The sequence below is a fragment of the Peribacillus sp. BM1 genome, assembly GCF_056679975.1.
On sequence record NZ_CM155259.1, the window covers coordinates 1,533,568 to 1,550,381 of the forward strand.

The window sequence follows — 16,814 nt, forward strand, 5'->3', positions numbered from 1 at the left end:
AATTTTTGTTAAAATAGTATGTTAGTAGTTATAAAGTGAAACTTCCATCAGTGGGGATTTTGTTTATCCCCCACTGATGGTTAGTTGAACCAATCGGGGATTTACAGGCTGTTTATCCCTCACCTATTTTCCCCTTGATTCTCTAAACATAAGTTGAGGTGGGGGTATTACAGCCTGTTAATCCGGGATAAAGAAATTCTCATTTGAGATTGATAAAATATGAGGTAACGGGGGACTAAAATGGTTTCGGAAACTCTTTTAATTCACAAAAAATTTTATGAGACATTCGTGAACGATGGTAAAGACGGAGAACCGATTCAACTGTTGGGAGAGGCGTATTTAGAAGAACAAAAGAAAGAGATTCCTGAACTGTCAACGATCCGCTATGCACAAGGAGAATTATATTTTCATTATAAGGACTTTGAAGCAGCGATCTTTAAATGGGAGAATATTGGGACAGAACTTGAGCCTTGGGCGAAGAAGAATGTTGCTGATGCCTATTACGAGCTTGGGATGCATTCTACAGCTGAAGAACTCTATAAATCAATTGCTTCAGAGAACTTGGTCTTAAGGGCTGAAGTAGCGCTGCAATTGTTTACACTTTACATAGAAGAAGAGCGGTTTGATCTTGCATCTGGAACGATTAAAAACGTGGTATCCTTTCATCCAGATTATCCGAATGTTACGGACCTTGCTCGTTCATTTTTTGATAGTCAAAATGATTGGGAGAGTGCAATTGAACTTGTTGTTAATGAGAGTCTCAGAACAGGTGTATTAAAATGGTTTGATGTTCTTCAAGGATATGTAGACCTTGGGTATACGAAAAACCTACTACCTGTGTATTTCAATCAAGTATTGGAATTGTTATCACTAACTGATCAGAAACGATTTGAGAAGCTAGTAACCTCACTTTGGCAGGAATATCGCAAGCAAGACGTCTATTTCGAATGGCTAACTTCGATTAATACATTCTTTTACATGAATGAAATTGACGAGACCCATTCTTGGCATGATTTAGCGAATACTTTTAAAGATACCTATTTAGAATTAATAGATGGACATTTCTTAGTTCATGAACTACAACCAATCGTCCCTGAGCTTCTAAGCAATTGGTTGAAGCTGGCGGATTCATCCCAAGTCATGTTTGCCTCAGCAGCTGTATTGTCATGGAATGAAATCTTTAATGAACAAATGAATCCACTAGTCGTAGGGGATGCAGAAAATCGATTAGCACAGATTCGAGTAAGTGAACCATCGTTCCAAGCAAGCTCTACACTTTATGAAGATGTGATTCAATGGTCTAATAAGCATGATGTTGATCCAGGAGAAAAAACAAAATGGCTCGTTGAAGTATTAAAGGACTTAGAGACTCAACATCTATTAATTACAGGAACTGAGAAATCAGAGAAATCTTCATTCGTTAACAACTTACTTGGTGCTGAGCTTAGTGAAGAAGAAACACCTGCCTATTTAATCGTTCGGGATAGTGATGAGCCTAACATCCTTGAGGTTACGGAAACAGAGCGAATTCCATTGCTAGATTTACGTGATATTTCACCGAATGCGTTCATAGAGCTGAACTATCCGTCACCTTTTTTACAAGATCATTCACTCACACTTATTGATACACCTCCTATTGATCGACATACAGTGATGAGCCCCGAATTTCTAAGTATCAGTCATACGGCGGACAGCATGGTATTTGTCCTGGATGCGGTGTCGCCATTCACAGATTATGAGCGTGATATGTTGTTACAGATAAAGAAACGGGCTCCCCATCTGTCTATTCATTTTGTGATGAATCGGATGGATAAGATTTCTAGCGAAAGTGAGGCAAGGCGGATACTCGATGAAACGGCTGAGCGTATTGTAGCGGACTTCCCTAGATCGAATGTTGTTGCTTATTCTTCTGAATATAATAGCCGCAAACAAATGCAGGACGCATCTGAATTCGTCGCGGCAAGTCAGACAGGGGTATTTATTGAACAGCTAAGAACGGATGCTCTTTTATACTATATTCGCCAAACATTAACATCGCTTTTAGAAAAAAGGGTTGAAATGGAAAACGAACGAGTAGAGTCCATTGCTTGGAATGAAGAGATGGTTGTGAAGGTGAACGGTGCAATTAACCAGCTGAAGGATCTGGAAAAAGAAAAAATACAAACTATTTCCAAGAACTATCGCTTGATTAAAGAAGAAGTGAAAAATGATTTGAAAGTGACCATTCCTGAACTTCTCCGTGAAAGTTCAGAGTTAGTGAAGGAAGATAGTGATTTCAGCCAAATCCATCTCACTTTGAATGACGAAATGAATGTCCGAATTCAAGATTATATGAATCGCCGAGTACTGCCAAGATTTTATAATTCTCTTCAACATTGGATTATGGAATCTAAACAAGATTTCACCCAATGTCAATATGAGTTGAACGAAATGGCAGAAGGATTTAATGTCTTGTATCGGGATAATCGTATGGATTTGCAATGTGACTTTAAAGTACTGGATGATTGGAGTCGTGATGCAGATCGGATGACAAGTGGAGTTCGCATAGACCATGTGAATATCCTACTTCGTCATACTCCTTCCCAATTGTTGCTCAAAGGGGCAGGTAAACTATTTGGTTCAATTGGGCAAAACAAAGCAGGGATGTATACGCGTTACAAAAAATACCTGGAAACGATGGATTATGATAATGTAGCTGAAATGATTGCTCGAAAATTCCTTTCCCAATTTGAATTGTTCGAGAAATCACTTGATCGTGATATTACGATGTTTTTCCGCGGCGCAAAAGGCAATCTCCATGCAGCTGTTGAACAATCAGAATATGAAATTAAAGAAAACCAAGCGGCACTTGATAAAATGCGTGAACGTCCAGAGCAATACCGTGATCCAATTACGCTTTTTGAAGTCCGTCTACATCAGTATGAATGGATGCAAAAAGCGAGTAGGTAAGATAAAGAAGAGGGTGTCTCTAAAGGGACATTCTCTTTCTTAAATATTAAAGTAAAACTTTTTCAAATGCGTTTAGTTGATTTCAAATTCAGTAGAGAAATAGAATCTAGGAAACTGTTTACTTGGAATAGGTTATCTATTTAGAATATTATCAATTGACAATCTGTTATTCAGAATGCTAATCTTTAAAGGTATATTTCTATATTAAAAAAGCTACAAAAGTGTCTAATGACGGTAAAGTAAGTACCGATGAGATAATTAAGCAAATAATAGGTAGAGGAAACCCTCTTCAAATTAGGAGTGGGTTTTATTATAATGATAATTCACAGTAAAACAGTAAGTATAGGAAGATTTATAGGGATACTATATAGTTAGTACATGAAGGAGCTATTTGCATATGAAGAAGAAATCCGTAAAACTTGGCGTATTCTTGGCTGGAACAGGGCATCATGTTGCTTCATGGAGACACCCAAATGCCATTCCGAATGCGGCAATGAAGGTAGATTATTTTAAAGGATTAGCACAAACAGCTGAAAAAGGCTTATTTGATTTATTATTTTTAGCAGATAGTTTATCGGTTGCAAAAGATTCGCATCCGAATATATTGTCAAGATTTGAGCCGTTGACATTGTTATCTTATCTTGCTGCTGAGACTTCCAATATTGGTTTAGTTGCAACTGCATCGACCACCTATGAAGAACCATTTCATGTTGCGCGAAAATTTGCTTCTTTGGATCATATTAGCTCAGGCCGTGCAGGTTGGAATGTAGTCACAACTTCACTTAGTTCAACTGCAGAGAACTTCAATAAATCAGAGCATTTAGAGCACAGTCTTCGTTATAAAAGAGCGACTGAATTTGTTGAAGTAGCTAAGAAATTGTGGGACTCGTGGGAAGAAGACACTTTACGTATTGATAAAAAGTCAGGCCAGTTTTTGGACGAAAGTAAGTTTCATGAAATCAATCATAAAGGTGAATTTTTCTCCGTCAAAGGACCTTTAAATATTTCTCAATCTCCACAAGTGCATCCGGTCATTGTACAAGCTGGATCTTCCGGTGATGGACAAGCACTCGCCGCCAAACATGCTGAGATTGTATTTACTGCTCAGGAAAATCAAGCGGACGCTATTTCGTTCTATCGTGAGCTGAAAAGTCAAATGATTGCTTTAGGACGAGAAAAAGGCAGTATGAGTATTATGCCAGGATTGTTCCCGATTGTGGGACAGACGGAGAAAGAAGCACAAGAAAAGTATGAAGCATTGCAAGAATTAATTATTCCGGAAATGGGCTTGGCGATTTTGGGGAGATATTTTGGGAATGTGGACTTTTCAAGTGTTCCATTGGATACACCTTTTGCTGATATTTCATTGCCGGACAATGTGGACAGTATTCGAAGTAAACATGATTTGATAGTCAAACGAGCGAAAAATGAAAATTTAACTTTACGTCAGACTTATCAATGGATTGCGGGGTCACGTGGACACCATATTGCGATTGGTACACCAACACAAATTGCAGACAAAATTGAAAGTTGGGTGATGTCAGAAGCTGCGGATGGTTTTAATATTATGCCAGCACTTTTGCCAGATTCGTTAACAGATTTTGTTGAACAGGTTGTTCCTGAATTGCAATCAAAAGGTATTTTTAGAACTCAGTATGAGAGTACCACGTTAAGAGGGAATCTTGGTTTGGTTAAACCAGAAAATCAGTTTATAACTAAGTAATAGTCGGTATTATCCATTGTAGGATAATCCAATGAAAATGATGGATCCAAAGAGCAAGCCACTGGAGTAAAGGAGGCCGCGATGAGCCAAATATTTAGGGAAGTACAAGTAGAAGAAGCGGATCAATTTTTACGTTTAACCCTAGATGCCTATGCGAGTATACGAGAATTGGATATTCATTTCTCGGCAGCAACAGCAACGAAAGAGGAAGTCGTTAAACATCTAACAGAAAATACTGCGTATGTATTGGAGGAAAATGGAACGTTCCTCTCTACTATATCGCTTCGCTTTCCTTGGGGATTAAATCCTGGTCCACTTGCATTGCCACACATTGGGTGGTTTGCCACCAATCCGGATTATAAGCGTCAAGGGGTAGGAAAGAAAACACTGGCATTATTAGAAGAAGAAGTTTTAAAGCAACAGCTGAAACTTCCGGCGGTGACACTAGGTACAGCAGATAATCATCCGTGGCTTAAGGAAATGTACGAAAAAAATGGGTTTGTAGAAATTGGTCAAAAAGACTTGGGAAAAGGTCATATAACGATATATTTGCGGAAAATTTTGCAACCGGATTTATATCAAGCATGGGTAGAAAAACATGATGAAACAATTACGAAATAGAGGAGAAAAACGATGAAAAAGACATTATTATTTGCTTTGACTTTACTTATGGTGGTGTTGCTTGCTGCATGTGGAAATTCTGATAAAGAGCAAGCGACAGAGGTGGATGCGAAACAAGAAAAAACACTTAAAGTGGGGTCAACCGGTCAAAGTTTCCCAAATGGGTATAAAGATAATGGCAAGTTAACTGGTTTTGACGTAGAACTTACAGAATTAATCGCTAAGAACCTTGGATACAAAGTAGAGTGGGTGACAACAGATTTTAGTGGTTTAATGGGACAATTAGATTCTGGTAAACTAGACACGGTAGCAAATGCTGTTGCGATGACGGAGGAACGTCAACAGAAATTCAACTTCACAGAACCATATAGTTATTATGGGGCACAAATTGTAACAAGCACAAAAAATGAAGCGATCAAATCATTAGATGATTTAAAAGGAAAAACAGTTTCAGGTGTACTAGGTTCGAACAATCTTGCAAACTTACAAAGATATGACACAAAAGGTGAAATTGAAATTCGTACTTATGAAACACGTGATGGAGCTATGCAAGATGCAATTAACAATCGTGTAGAAGGTTATATTAATTCGCGTCCAATCTTACTTGCAGAAATTAAAAAAAATGATCTTCCTTTGAAATTAGTTGGTGATCCCGTTGCATTTGAAAGTGTGGGATATCCTTTTGCTAAAACAGAAAAGGGGGAGGAAATACAAGCAGAATTCACGAAGGAAATTGAAAAATTAAAAGAAGATGGAACGCTGGCTACATTGTCCGAGAAGTATTTTGGCGAAGATATCACCAAAGAATAAACCTAGCGGGGGTCTTATAGAGTAATGAACTTTGATCTTAGTTATATGTTGGAGGTTTTACCTGGAATAATTAAATATATTCCTATTACTCTGCTTTTGGCAGTGGTTTCGATGTTCTTCGCAATTGTGATTGGACTCGTCATTGCGTTGATACGAAACAGCAATATTTTTGGACTTTCACACTTGGCTAGTTTGTACATCTCCTTATTTCGGGGAATGCCTACATTGGTGCAGCTGTTTATCATTTATTATGGTTTGCCACAAATATTCCCATCATTGACTACGATGGGGGCCATGACTGCAGCGATTATTGGTTTTAGTTTGAAAGAATCTTCGTATTTAGCAGAAATTTTTCGAGCTGGATTGAATTCTGTAGAAAAAGGGCAAATGGAAGCTGGTCTAGCGATTGGGATGAAGAAATCGCAAATTTATTTCCGAATTATTTTACCACAAGCAGCTTTAAACGCTTTACCAGCAACAGGGAACACGTTTATATCCTTAACTAAAGAAACATCGCTTGCCTTTACACTTGGTATAACAGAGCTATTTGCAGAAGGAAAAATGATCGCTTCCGCTTCTATGCGCTTCTTCGAGACGTATTTGGCAGTTGGCTTGGTTTATTGGTTATTGATTATTCTTTATTCATGGGGACAAAAATATTTGGAAATTTGGCTTAGTAAACCACTTAGAAGGTGATCCTGATGATAAAAGTAAGAAATTTAAAAAAACAATTTGGCAATGTACTTGTGTTGAATGACATTAATTTGGACATAGAAACGGGAGAAGTTGTGGCCATTATTGGTCCGTCAGGTTCTGGGAAATCCACGCTTTTACGTTGCTTGAACTTATTGGAAGAGCCAAATGGAGGCACAATTGAAATCAATGACGTGAAATTAGATACACTAAACTACAAATCAAGAGACGCCTACCAATTAAGACAGCAAACAGCGATGGTATTTCAACACTATAACCTTTTTAAAAATAAGACAGCTTTGCAAAATGTAATTGAAGCGTTGATTGTCAGTAAAAAGATGAAAAAGGAAAATGCTATTCAAATTGGGGAAGAGTTATTGAAGCGAGTCGGCTTAGAAAAACAAGCAAAACAATACCCGATTACATTGTCTGGCGGACAACAACAACGTGTTAGTATTGCCCGAGCGTTGGCGGTGAATCCACACGCTATTTTATTTGATGAACCTACGTCAGCGCTTGACCCAGAATTGGTAAGCGAAGTGTTACAAGTAATCCGGCAATTGGCCAAGCAAGATACAACAATGGCTATTGTGACGCATGAAATGCAATTTGCAAAAGAAGTTGCAGATAAAGTTATTTTTATGGCCGATGGAAAAATCATTGAACAAGGTACACCAGAGCAAGTGATTGACCATTCAGAAAACCCTAGGACACAGCGATTTTTACGACAGCTGGTAGAGGAGATGGAAGTAACTGAGAGGTAACAAAGGAAGTGTGCTGGTGATGAGAACTGAAAGTTTAGTAGAAGCGATTTATCATTCTAATCCATTAGTAAATGCTGAAGTTAGAGAAGCAGCTGTAGCAGGCATTATAGATTTTCTTGCAGCATCTTATCAAGCAAAAAACGAAAAAGAAACGGCTCTTTTGATAGAAATGATCTTGGAGGAAGGTGGAAACGGGAAGAGTTGGCTGATTGGAAAAGGCATTCAGGCAACAAGGGCCCAAGCGGCCTTATTCAATGGCCTTCAAGCTCATTTGTTGGATTATGATGATGTCCATTCAGATGTGCGTGGGCATCCGAGTGCTGTGGTTTTAGCAGCTTTGTTTGCAGCAGGCGATCCTGATACATCTGGAGAGAGGTTTTTAGCTGCATATGTGGTTGGTGTGGAGATTATGGCTCGATTTGGTGAAGCGATGAATCCCTATCATTATACAAAAGGGTGGCATAATACAGCTACACTTGGCGTAATTGCCGCAGCTGGAGCGCTTGCGTATTTACGAGAGTATTCACCACGTTTGATTGCAGAAACGATGAGTTTAGCCGCAACTCAGGCTTGTGGTTTGCGCGTTCAATTTGGTACTGTGGTGAAGCCGCTTCATGTTGGGATTGCCGCACAGAATGCTGTAAAGTCAGCTGATTGGATTCGCTCTGGATTGCATAGCAATCCAGATTTTTTAAATGAAAAGCTTGGTTTTTTCGAGGTTTATACGGAAAACGTTGTGCATGACGTGACGGTGAATTGGGGAGATTCGTGGCGTATTGTCACGCCAGGATTATGGTTTAAACAGTACCCGTTTTGTTCAGCGGCCACGCACGGCGCGGATGCTGCAGTGTTTTTGCATGAAAAGTATAAATTGTCGGAGGAAGCTATTCAGGCGATCCATATTCGCTTCCCACCGAATGGAGATGCCGCTTTGATTTACAAGAATCCTGCGACTGGAGAGGAAGGAAGATTTTCGATTGAGTATATTGTCTGGCTTGCTCTGACAGGTAGACCGTTAACCTTTTCCTCCTTTGAATCCAAGCCGATCCCATCTGTGTGGAGAGAATCCGTTCAGAAAATAACTCGAGAGAATGACGCGTCCATCAAACTTTCGGAAGCTGCGATACCTGCGGGACGTTTTACGATTGTTGATGTGAAGACTAAAAGCGGAGAAGTATTGTCAAAGAGGGTCGATACGCCTAAGGGAAGTCCTAGAAATCCTTTGACTAAAGCAGAACTACGAGAAAAACTGTTGCACGCGGTGGGAGATGAAGTGAAAACGAAGATGTTGATCGCAGCTACCCACAACCTATATCGCACAACACTTGGAGTTTTTCAAGAAATTGAACAGAATATTTAAGTAGAATCGGTATGACTCAAAATCAAACTATCTGCGTCAAAACCGAAACATATGCTTCCAATTAGAAATTATGTATCTACACAAAAACAGAGGCCTGCTAAGTAAAATCCACATACTTAGCAGGCCTCTTGTTTATCATTCAATTTGAACCTCAGAAAAAGGAACAGCGATGCTTTCTCTATGCACTTGTATCAAGTCTTTGCAGTAATCTTTCCACCTGAACGAGCATCAATAAAGTGAATATCGCCGTTAAGCTTCGGAAATGTAACACGGTAGATGAGTTCGTGATATTCATGCTGATTTTCTTCGTAATTTTTATTCCATGTTAATTCAAAATCGAGGTCCTCAATATAAAGGGACATTGCCTTTTCTTCGGATAAAGTGGGCTGTACATTGATATCTTCTAAACGATCCACATCAATGTCAGAGGCTGAATAATGCGTGATGAACCCCGTCGTTTTATTAACAGTGATGTGGCAAAGACCAAAATGTGTTGAAATCCCTTTATGAAAGATGGAAAAATGAAACCCGTACTGAGTCGTTTCTTCTTCATCTCCATTTGGGGAAGCGATACGGAAATACTGTTCTGCATTTGGATACAGTGTGTATAGAAACTTTAAAGCGATTGTTTTGCATTCTTCCACCGATAATGATAGTTGACCTTCAGTATCCATAAAATTAAACAAACCCGATATCTTGCCAGCTTGTTTCTCGGTTCTAATTTTTAGCGTATTTTCTGTTTTTCTTTTGAAATAGCTGTCAAGGCTAAGATCATTGTTTACAGAATGAGGGGGACCCGGATGCCAAACGGTCACAACTTCATCACCTAAATCTATTTCTCGGAGCTTTGTTAATGCATGTTTATCGAATCCAATAACCTCATAAATCTCAGAATAACCCGGCAACTTTTCAGGAATTGGAAGATAGCTAGTTTCGTAATCCTCTTCGTTTACCTCCTCAACGCTTCTTTCTGCTAATCGATCTGCAGAATGATTGTAAAATGGATAATCTGGTGCGTAGACAAGACAAGGTGAATGCGTGACATTTTCATATACGTCAGGACTTAGATTCGTTATAAGTAGATTCATTTTTACACCGGTCAAAAACGATTGCATCAACTTTTCTTTCTCCAAAATTTCACTAGGGAACCTAATGTCCTGCGCTTCACCGTAATAACGGAATGACAGAATATCGCCGTTAAATACCACATCTACATAAAATCCAGTCATTTCTAGTGGTAATTCAAGCTCCATCTGAGTATAAGAAAATCGTATTCCATTAGACAGTAGATTATTTTTTTCAGGAATAAACCTTTTTAGAGCATTCGGATAATGTTGGGAAACAAACTGAAGTGATTTTGCTAAAAGTTCTTCTTCTTGTAAAGCTACATCATGTATCTTTGGCTCGTATTGTTCATAATGAAGTAATCGGCCCTCACCGTCTAATTCAATCCATATTCCTTGTTCCGCATCATGAATTGATTTCCAGAAAAATAGTGCCACTTGATGCACTTCTTTAAAATCCTCAATCTCCAGTTCATAGTCACTTGAAACTTTGCCGATTTGTCGAGCAAGCTTCCTAAGCCGTTCTTTATTCATTAATAATCCTCCAATGTGATTTTAGAATATGAAATGGTCCTTCTCTATTAACTTTAAGGAAAATTTAGCTAATAGGGAAGTATGAATAAACTAAATACCCACAAATATGTATGTTTTTGTTATTTCTTGAAAGGGAAATTAATGAACATTTACAAAATGATAATATATCTTTTGAAAAAAGCTTACAGAGGAATCTGGAAAAGAGTTTGATAATAGTCAAATACGAGTAAGCGAAGTGCTATATCCCTAGAAAAATCATAAGGTATTACAGGTAAATCTCTCTAATTTTCTTCCTAGCTTATCAGTTAATAAAATTTACAATATCATTACAAAACTATTATAAGGTATTAATACTATAAACTTACAATTTGTTTATAACATTAACTAGGAGGAATGATCCGTGTTTAATAAAAAATTTAAGAAGAAGCTACTCCCTTTAGCCGTTATGTCTACTGTTGCTTTTAGTAGTTTAGGAATGACCTTTTCTACCGCTGAAGCAAAAGAAACAGAGAAAAACAATGCTGAAATTAAAAATGTCATTTTCCTTATTGGAGATGGGATGGGCGTTTCGTATACATCTGCTCATCGCTATTTAAAGGATAGTCCGAACTCAAAATTTGTCGATCGCACGGAGCTTGATAAATATCTTGTTGGCCAACAAATGACGTATCCAGAAGATCCAGAGCAAAATGTAACGGATTCTGCTTCTGCTGCAACAGCTATGTCTGCTGGTATTAAAACATATAATAATGCAATTGCAGTCGATAATAATAAAACTGAAGTGAAAACGGTTCTAGAAACTGCAAAAGAAAAAGGGAAAGCAACTGGACTTGTAGCTACATCAGAAATCACCCATGCTACTCCAGCTGCCTTTGGTTCGCATGACCCTAGCCGTCAAAATATGAATGGGATTGCGGATGATTATTTCGATGAATTAGTAAATGGCGAACATAAAGTAGACGTTCTTCTTGGCGGAGGAACAGATTTATTTATTCGTAAGGACCGTAATCTTGTAGATGAATTTAAAAAAGATGGATTTAGCTATGTAACGAATACAGACGAGCTTTCAAAAGATCAAAACCAGCAAGTTCTTGGATTATTTGCTGATCGAGGACTACCGAAAATGATTGACCGCACGAAAGACGTTCCTTCTTTAGAAAAAATGACAACTTCTGCAATAGACCGTTTAAAACAAGATAAAGATGGTTTCTTCTTAATGATTGAAGGAAGTCAAATTGACTGGGCTGGTCATGATAATGATATTGTCGGTGCAATGAGTGAGATGGAAGACTTTGAAAAAGCATTTAAAGCAGCGATTGACTTTGCAAAAAAGGATAAGCATACATTGGTTGTTGCGACGGCTGATCACTCTACTGGCGGTTATTCGGTTGGTGCAAATGGTATCTATAACTGGTTTAGTGAACCAATTAAAGCAGCAAAACGTACACCTGATTTCATGGCGAATCAAATCGCAAATGGTGCTGGTGTAGAAGAAATATTGAAAAAATATATTGATCTTGAGTTAACGGCTAAGGAAATTCAATCGGTTAAAGATGCTACTACTAAAAAAGAAGTCGATATTGATAATGCAATCGAAAAAATCTTTGACACTCGCTCTAACACTGGATGGACTACCGGTGGTCATACGGGTGAAGACGTTCCTGTTTATGCTTATGGTCCCTCATCTGAACGATTTGCAGGACAAATTGATAACACGGATAATGCAAAAATTATCTTTGATATTCTAGAAAAAGGAAAAAAACAAATAGTTATTTTCGATAAATAAGTTTAGCTTTACAATAAAATATTACAAAGATAGTTGAGGGGCTGACATGTAGCTTTAAGTCAGTCCTTCTTTTTAAATGATAAAGTGAAACTTCCATCAATGTTTTTTATCCCCCATTGATGGTTAGTTGAACCGGGATTAATTGGAGGGTTTCTCTTGAAGAAATGTATCGGACTACTTACACTTTTATCTCTATTATTTTTATTTGGCTGTTCGAATGAAGTAAGTAACAGTGAAATTCCAGAAAAAGAAGAACAACCAAAAAATGGATATTTGAATGATTACGCTTCAAACCCAGCGGTAACAGATGATCGAACTTTACTAGAAATTGGCCAATCCGTTTCCGATGAAAAAGGTGAAGCGACTTTAAAAGCAATCAATCCCATCAATGAAACTTACGAAATTGGTCCAATCCGACTAAGTGTGAAAGATATGAAGCTTATTCATTTAAGACCAGATTATAGTCTAATTGATTATTTTCATGTGTTGACACATGATGAGGAATTTGATTTCGTAAAAGTATTTGTCGAAATAGAAAACACTTCTGATGAAAAAGTAAACTTCGCACCAATCGCTATGATTGAAACTAGTTTAGGCAAGAAATTAGATTGGGAGAAAGACATCTATCTAGAAGAATTAAACGGTGAAATAGAAGGAAACACGACAAAAAAGGGGAATTTAGGTTTTATTATTGACTCTTCAAAAGACCTTGAATGGATTGAACTAACAACAAGTGATCTATTTGATAAAGCTGAAAATAAAATAAATGACTCTCAAACAATAAAGATTAAGTTTTAACCAATAAAAATTGTAGAGATTTTTCTCTATGCTTTTTTTGTGGCTCAACGATAAAACCTTTGGCCTCTGGTTATCATTCAATTTGAATCTAAGAATAAGGGATATCGAATCTTTCTTTTAACACATCATTCAAATTTTTTTTGTAATCTTTCCACCCGAACGAGCATCAATAAAGCGAATGTCACCATTAAGCTTCGAAAACGAAACACGATAGAGAAATTCGAAATATTCACGCTGACTTTCCTCGTGATTTGTGCTCCATGTTCATTCAAAATTGAGGCTCTCGATAAAAGGACTTTGCCTTTTCTTCTGACAACGTAGGCTATACGTCCATATCATCTAAACGATTCATATCCATGTCAGGTGCTACATAATGCGTGAGGAACTCGGTCATTTTATTTATGAAAAAAACCACTGTACATGGCAATGAAATTCCTGACCACTATAAAATGTTCACTTCGTCTAATCAACGATCTCCCAAAATTGGGTGACCGCCTTTGAGATTGGTTAATCTTTTAATCTAAAAAAACGGGCTCCATACTAAAATCAAATTGTTTCAGTTCAAAAAGTGTTGTATGTTCTAAAAAAGGCGAGTCATAATCCATTTTCGGAATAATTGATAATCCTCTGCTTACGAAACTTCCATATGTTTAATTTTTATTCAATCTTTAGGCTCAATTGGAATCGGTACACTAGTTGCCGCCTATTTCATCGGCGAAATATTAGGTTGGATGATCAAGCATTACCAACAACCTCTTCAATACTGGGTATATAAAACTGAGGGGCTATCTAAGGAATCTTAATAAAGGTGTCTATGATTCTTTCACTTAAATTAAATTATTTTATAAATCAGTTGGGGATTTTTTAGTAGAAGTATAATACTTCTGCTATTTTTTTATATTTCACCCCAAATAGCTTAATCATATTTGATAGTTAATTTTTGCATAGAATTAAAGATGGTTAATGATTATACTTCGAAAGCTTATTATATAATAAAGCTCTGGACACCGTTTGTAGCACGTTAAAAATCATTTAGAGTGAGTGGTGATTTAACTCTATAAAAATAGGACGATACGAACTTTATGCTATTAGCTATTAAAATTGAAAAAATATCAAGGATTACTATTTTTTTGACTGACCACTATAATCAGGAATAGGAGATGAGACAAATGAATAAAAAAGATATCGCTAATATCCGAAAGCAATTTAAATTAGATAATCATTTTATGGAAATTCGAGAAATCTTTACTGTTTATGTAAAGAAAGAATCAGGTGAGATTTACCATCAAGTCAGTCAACCGTTTCAAATGCTAGAACAGGAAGCACAAGAATTGTTTTTAGCAAACTTTAAAAAGGTTTTGACAGGCCATCTTGATGCCAAACTGTTTGAGCTGAAATTTAAACGTGAGGTGGAAGACAGCACCCAAATGATCCTCTACGAAGGATTACGAGCAGGATCAACGGAAGATTGGAAAGAAAACATGCTCAAAATCGTCGGGAAAATGTTTGCTCATGCTGCTTATGACTTTGATACTGTGGTGACATTTATCCGAGGAGAATATCAAAAGGCGGCGAGGAAACGGGATGCGGAATCCGAAGAAGGAGGGAATGATAAGGTTTATTCCAGTGAGTTTATCCTTTGCAGTCTCAATAAAACCGATCAGCCGAAAAAAGCCTTGCTGTTTGATTATATCGAGAAAGAATTCAAATCGAATAACGCAGTTGATCCCATTATTAATTTGACTACTCCGTTAACAGGGTTTTTGTTTCCTGCCTTTAATGAAAATTCGGCAGATGTGAATCATATTCTCTATAATGGAGGGAAAGTGAACCAACCAGATGGTTCATTTATAGAAGAAGTTCTCAATTGTGAAGAGATTATTACCGCTATGGAAGATAAGGATAGCTTTGAGCAAATTTTAAAAATTGTGATGGGAGACGAAGTGGATTCCAACGTCATTTCTAATGTCTATGAGGAAATTGATAAGATGGTACAGGAAAATGAAGAAGATGAAGAAAGTGAATCCCCTATGTTGGATTATCGAGACATTGAACGCATCTTAGAGGTAAGCGGCGTCGAAAATGTAGATACCGAAAAGGTGGAACATGCCTTCAAGAGTGTCGTAGATGACGAAAAATATGAAATCAAAGCAAGCAGTATTATACCTAAAACCATTAAAATCAATACGAAGGTGGCAGATGTATCCATCAGCCCGAAAGACCTGAAAAATGTAAAATATATTACTTACAATGGAAAACGGTGTCTATTAGTTGAAATCGATGAAGATGTAGTCGTCGAAGGATTTCGACTGGAAACGAAGACACTCTAGCGGTTTTTGAGGAGCAGATACCTTAATACATTGCAATTTTTTAGGTTCAACTAACAATCAGTAGGGGATGAAGAAAAACCCACTGATTGAAGTTTCACTTTATTTCAAAGCAATAACAATTCATTAACTAGCGTACTAGCGTAAAAAAATAGGTGAATAGAGGATTAAACGAAACCGCCTGTTCCAATGACAGACGGTTTCGATTAGTATCAAATCGTATTGGATTGGGCAATGAGTTATTTTTGTACAAGAACAAGATTCTTTAACTCATCTACTATGTTATTAGAGGCATAGATTGTATGATTGCCCGCAGTGCTCTGTGTGCCACCAGCTTCGGTAATTAATAACTGGCCAGCTGCGATATCGTACCAGTTAGGGTTTAAGTAAATAGCTGCGTCTAATCGACCAGCTGCAATATAAGCTAACGTAACAGCGGCTGTACCAATAATTCGAATTCTGTACACATCGTTTACGATGTTATCTAACAACTGCAATCGTTCCTTATTGCTTTCTTTGTTTCCATCCTTTGCGAAGTCTCCTACTGAAACAAAGGCTTCTGATAGAGCAACATCTCTAACTTGAATCGGTTGTCCGTTTAAAAAAGTTCCCTCTCCTTTCGCCGCCCAAAACAATTCATCCAAACCAGGAAGTGATATGACAGCAACAACGGGATCTCCCTGATAAGTCAGCGCAATAGAAACCCCGTACAACGGAATTCCGACACTGTAATTCACCGTACCGTCAATTGGATCGATTACCCATTCAAAATCCTCAGTTCCTTCAATGTTCCCCGCTTCTTCACTGAAAATCCGATGGGTAGGATATTGTTCTTTAATACGGCGAATGATCAGGTTTTCCACCTGAATATCCATTTCTGTTACAAAATCTTTTGCAGATTTCACAGTTTGTTGACCCGCTTTTCCTGCTTGTGGAAGAATAAATTGTCCTGCGTCTTTACCAAGTTGAATAGCAAAATCTAAATATGATTGATCCATGTCTTTTTCTCCTTTTTCAAAAAATCCTACTGACTCTTTATTTAGTTTTTTACATGTGTCGTTTCTCTCCTTTACTAATTCGACAAATCTCTGTATAGAATCCTGCAAAATGAAGTAGAAAATGAGAAATGGCCTAAGATCACTATTGATTACAGTAATTAAAATCCAATAGAAAGAAACTAAGGATCATCCTTCTCGTTCGCTATTAGATTATAGCTGATCGGACTGCTTGAATTAAAAATCTAATATCGAAATGCTTTCCAATATACATCCGTCTACTACAAGGCTCAATTTAGGGTGTCCGTATTATTGTCTGTCTCCTTAATATAACGTAGATAGTAGTTGAAAATATGTAGAATTAGACGTAACGTAAAAGAAAGAAGGACT

At 37.4% G+C, this 16,814-nt stretch carries 12 protein-coding genes and 1 pseudogene; 10 read left to right on the forward strand and 3 right to left on the reverse strand.

Annotation, left to right across the window (positions count from 1 at the left end):
• The first annotated feature begins 240 nt into the window (after positions 1-240).
• From AC1MGI_RS07450 to AC1MGI_RS07480, 7 genes are all read left to right on the forward strand, one after another.
• Positions 241-2,949, forward strand: coding sequence for a GTP-binding protein (locus tag AC1MGI_RS07450; RefSeq protein WP_480349142.1), 2,709 nt, complete (start codon positions 241-243; stop codon positions 2,947-2,949).
• A gap of 397 nt (positions 2,950-3,346) precedes the next feature.
• Complete coding sequence (locus AC1MGI_RS07455) at positions 3,347-4,672, forward strand: LLM class flavin-dependent oxidoreductase (protein WP_480349143.1); 1,326 nt, start codon at positions 3,347-3,349, stop codon at positions 4,670-4,672.
• Positions 4,673-4,753: 81 nt separating this feature from the next.
• Positions 4,754-5,293, forward strand: coding sequence for a GNAT family N-acetyltransferase (locus tag AC1MGI_RS07460; protein WP_480349144.1), 540 nt, complete (start codon positions 4,754-4,756; stop codon positions 5,291-5,293).
• Between the two features lie 12 nt (positions 5,294-5,305).
• Complete coding sequence (locus AC1MGI_RS07465; RefSeq protein WP_480349145.1) at positions 5,306-6,103, forward strand: amino acid ABC transporter substrate-binding protein; 798 nt, start codon at positions 5,306-5,308, stop codon at positions 6,101-6,103.
• 24 nt (positions 6,104-6,127) lie between these two features.
• Entirely contained in the window at positions 6,128-6,799 is a 672-nt protein-coding gene (locus tag AC1MGI_RS07470) for an amino acid ABC transporter permease (RefSeq protein ID WP_403074824.1), read from the forward strand.
• Positions 6,800-6,804: 5 nt separating this feature from the next.
• Positions 6,805-7,560, forward strand: coding sequence for an amino acid ABC transporter ATP-binding protein (locus AC1MGI_RS07475; protein WP_480349146.1), 756 nt, complete (start codon positions 6,805-6,807; stop codon positions 7,558-7,560).
• Positions 7,561-7,579: 19 nt separating this feature from the next.
• Positions 7,580-8,920 carry an MmgE/PrpD family protein gene (locus AC1MGI_RS07480; protein ID WP_480349727.1) on the forward strand — a complete coding sequence of 447 codons (1,341 nt, stop codon included), beginning with the start codon at positions 7,580-7,582 and terminating at the stop codon, positions 8,918-8,920.
• Between the two features lie 191 nt (positions 8,921-9,111).
• On the opposite strand, the gene AC1MGI_RS07485 is transcribed toward AC1MGI_RS07480, so the two are convergent.
• Positions 9,112-10,518, reverse strand: a complete 1,407-nt coding sequence (locus tag AC1MGI_RS07485; RefSeq protein ID WP_480349147.1) for a YcdB/YcdC domain-containing protein — start codon at positions 10,516-10,518, stop codon at positions 9,112-9,114.
• A 445-nt stretch (positions 10,519-10,963) separates the two neighbouring features.
• On the opposite strand from AC1MGI_RS07485, the gene AC1MGI_RS07490 reads away from it, so the two are divergent.
• Complete coding sequence (locus tag AC1MGI_RS07490) at positions 10,964-12,304, forward strand: alkaline phosphatase (protein ID WP_480349728.1); 1,341 nt, start codon at positions 10,964-10,966, stop codon at positions 12,302-12,304.
• Between the two features lie 156 nt (positions 12,305-12,460).
• Entirely contained in the window at positions 12,461-13,102 is a 642-nt protein-coding gene (locus AC1MGI_RS07495) for a hypothetical protein (protein ID WP_480349148.1), read from the forward strand.
• Between the two features lie 507 nt (positions 13,103-13,609).
• Here AC1MGI_RS07495 and AC1MGI_RS07500 read toward each other — a convergent pair.
• Positions 13,610-13,743 (reverse strand): annotated as a pseudogene (locus AC1MGI_RS07500) (LysR family transcriptional regulator); the annotation flags it as partial.
• A gap of 528 nt (positions 13,744-14,271) precedes the next feature.
• Here AC1MGI_RS07500 and AC1MGI_RS07505 point away from each other — a divergent pair.
• Positions 14,272-15,432 (forward strand): DUF4317 domain-containing protein, encoded by a 1,161-nt coding sequence (locus AC1MGI_RS07505; RefSeq protein WP_480349149.1) that lies wholly within the window; start codon positions 14,272-14,274, stop codon positions 15,430-15,432.
• A 236-nt stretch (positions 15,433-15,668) separates the two neighbouring features.
• Here AC1MGI_RS07505 and AC1MGI_RS07510 read toward each other — a convergent pair whose 3' ends face one another.
• Positions 15,669-16,427 (reverse strand): inositol monophosphatase family protein, encoded by a 759-nt coding sequence (locus AC1MGI_RS07510; RefSeq protein ID WP_480349150.1) that lies wholly within the window; start codon positions 16,425-16,427, stop codon positions 15,669-15,671.
• Between the last annotated feature and the right edge of the window lie 387 nt (positions 16,428-16,814).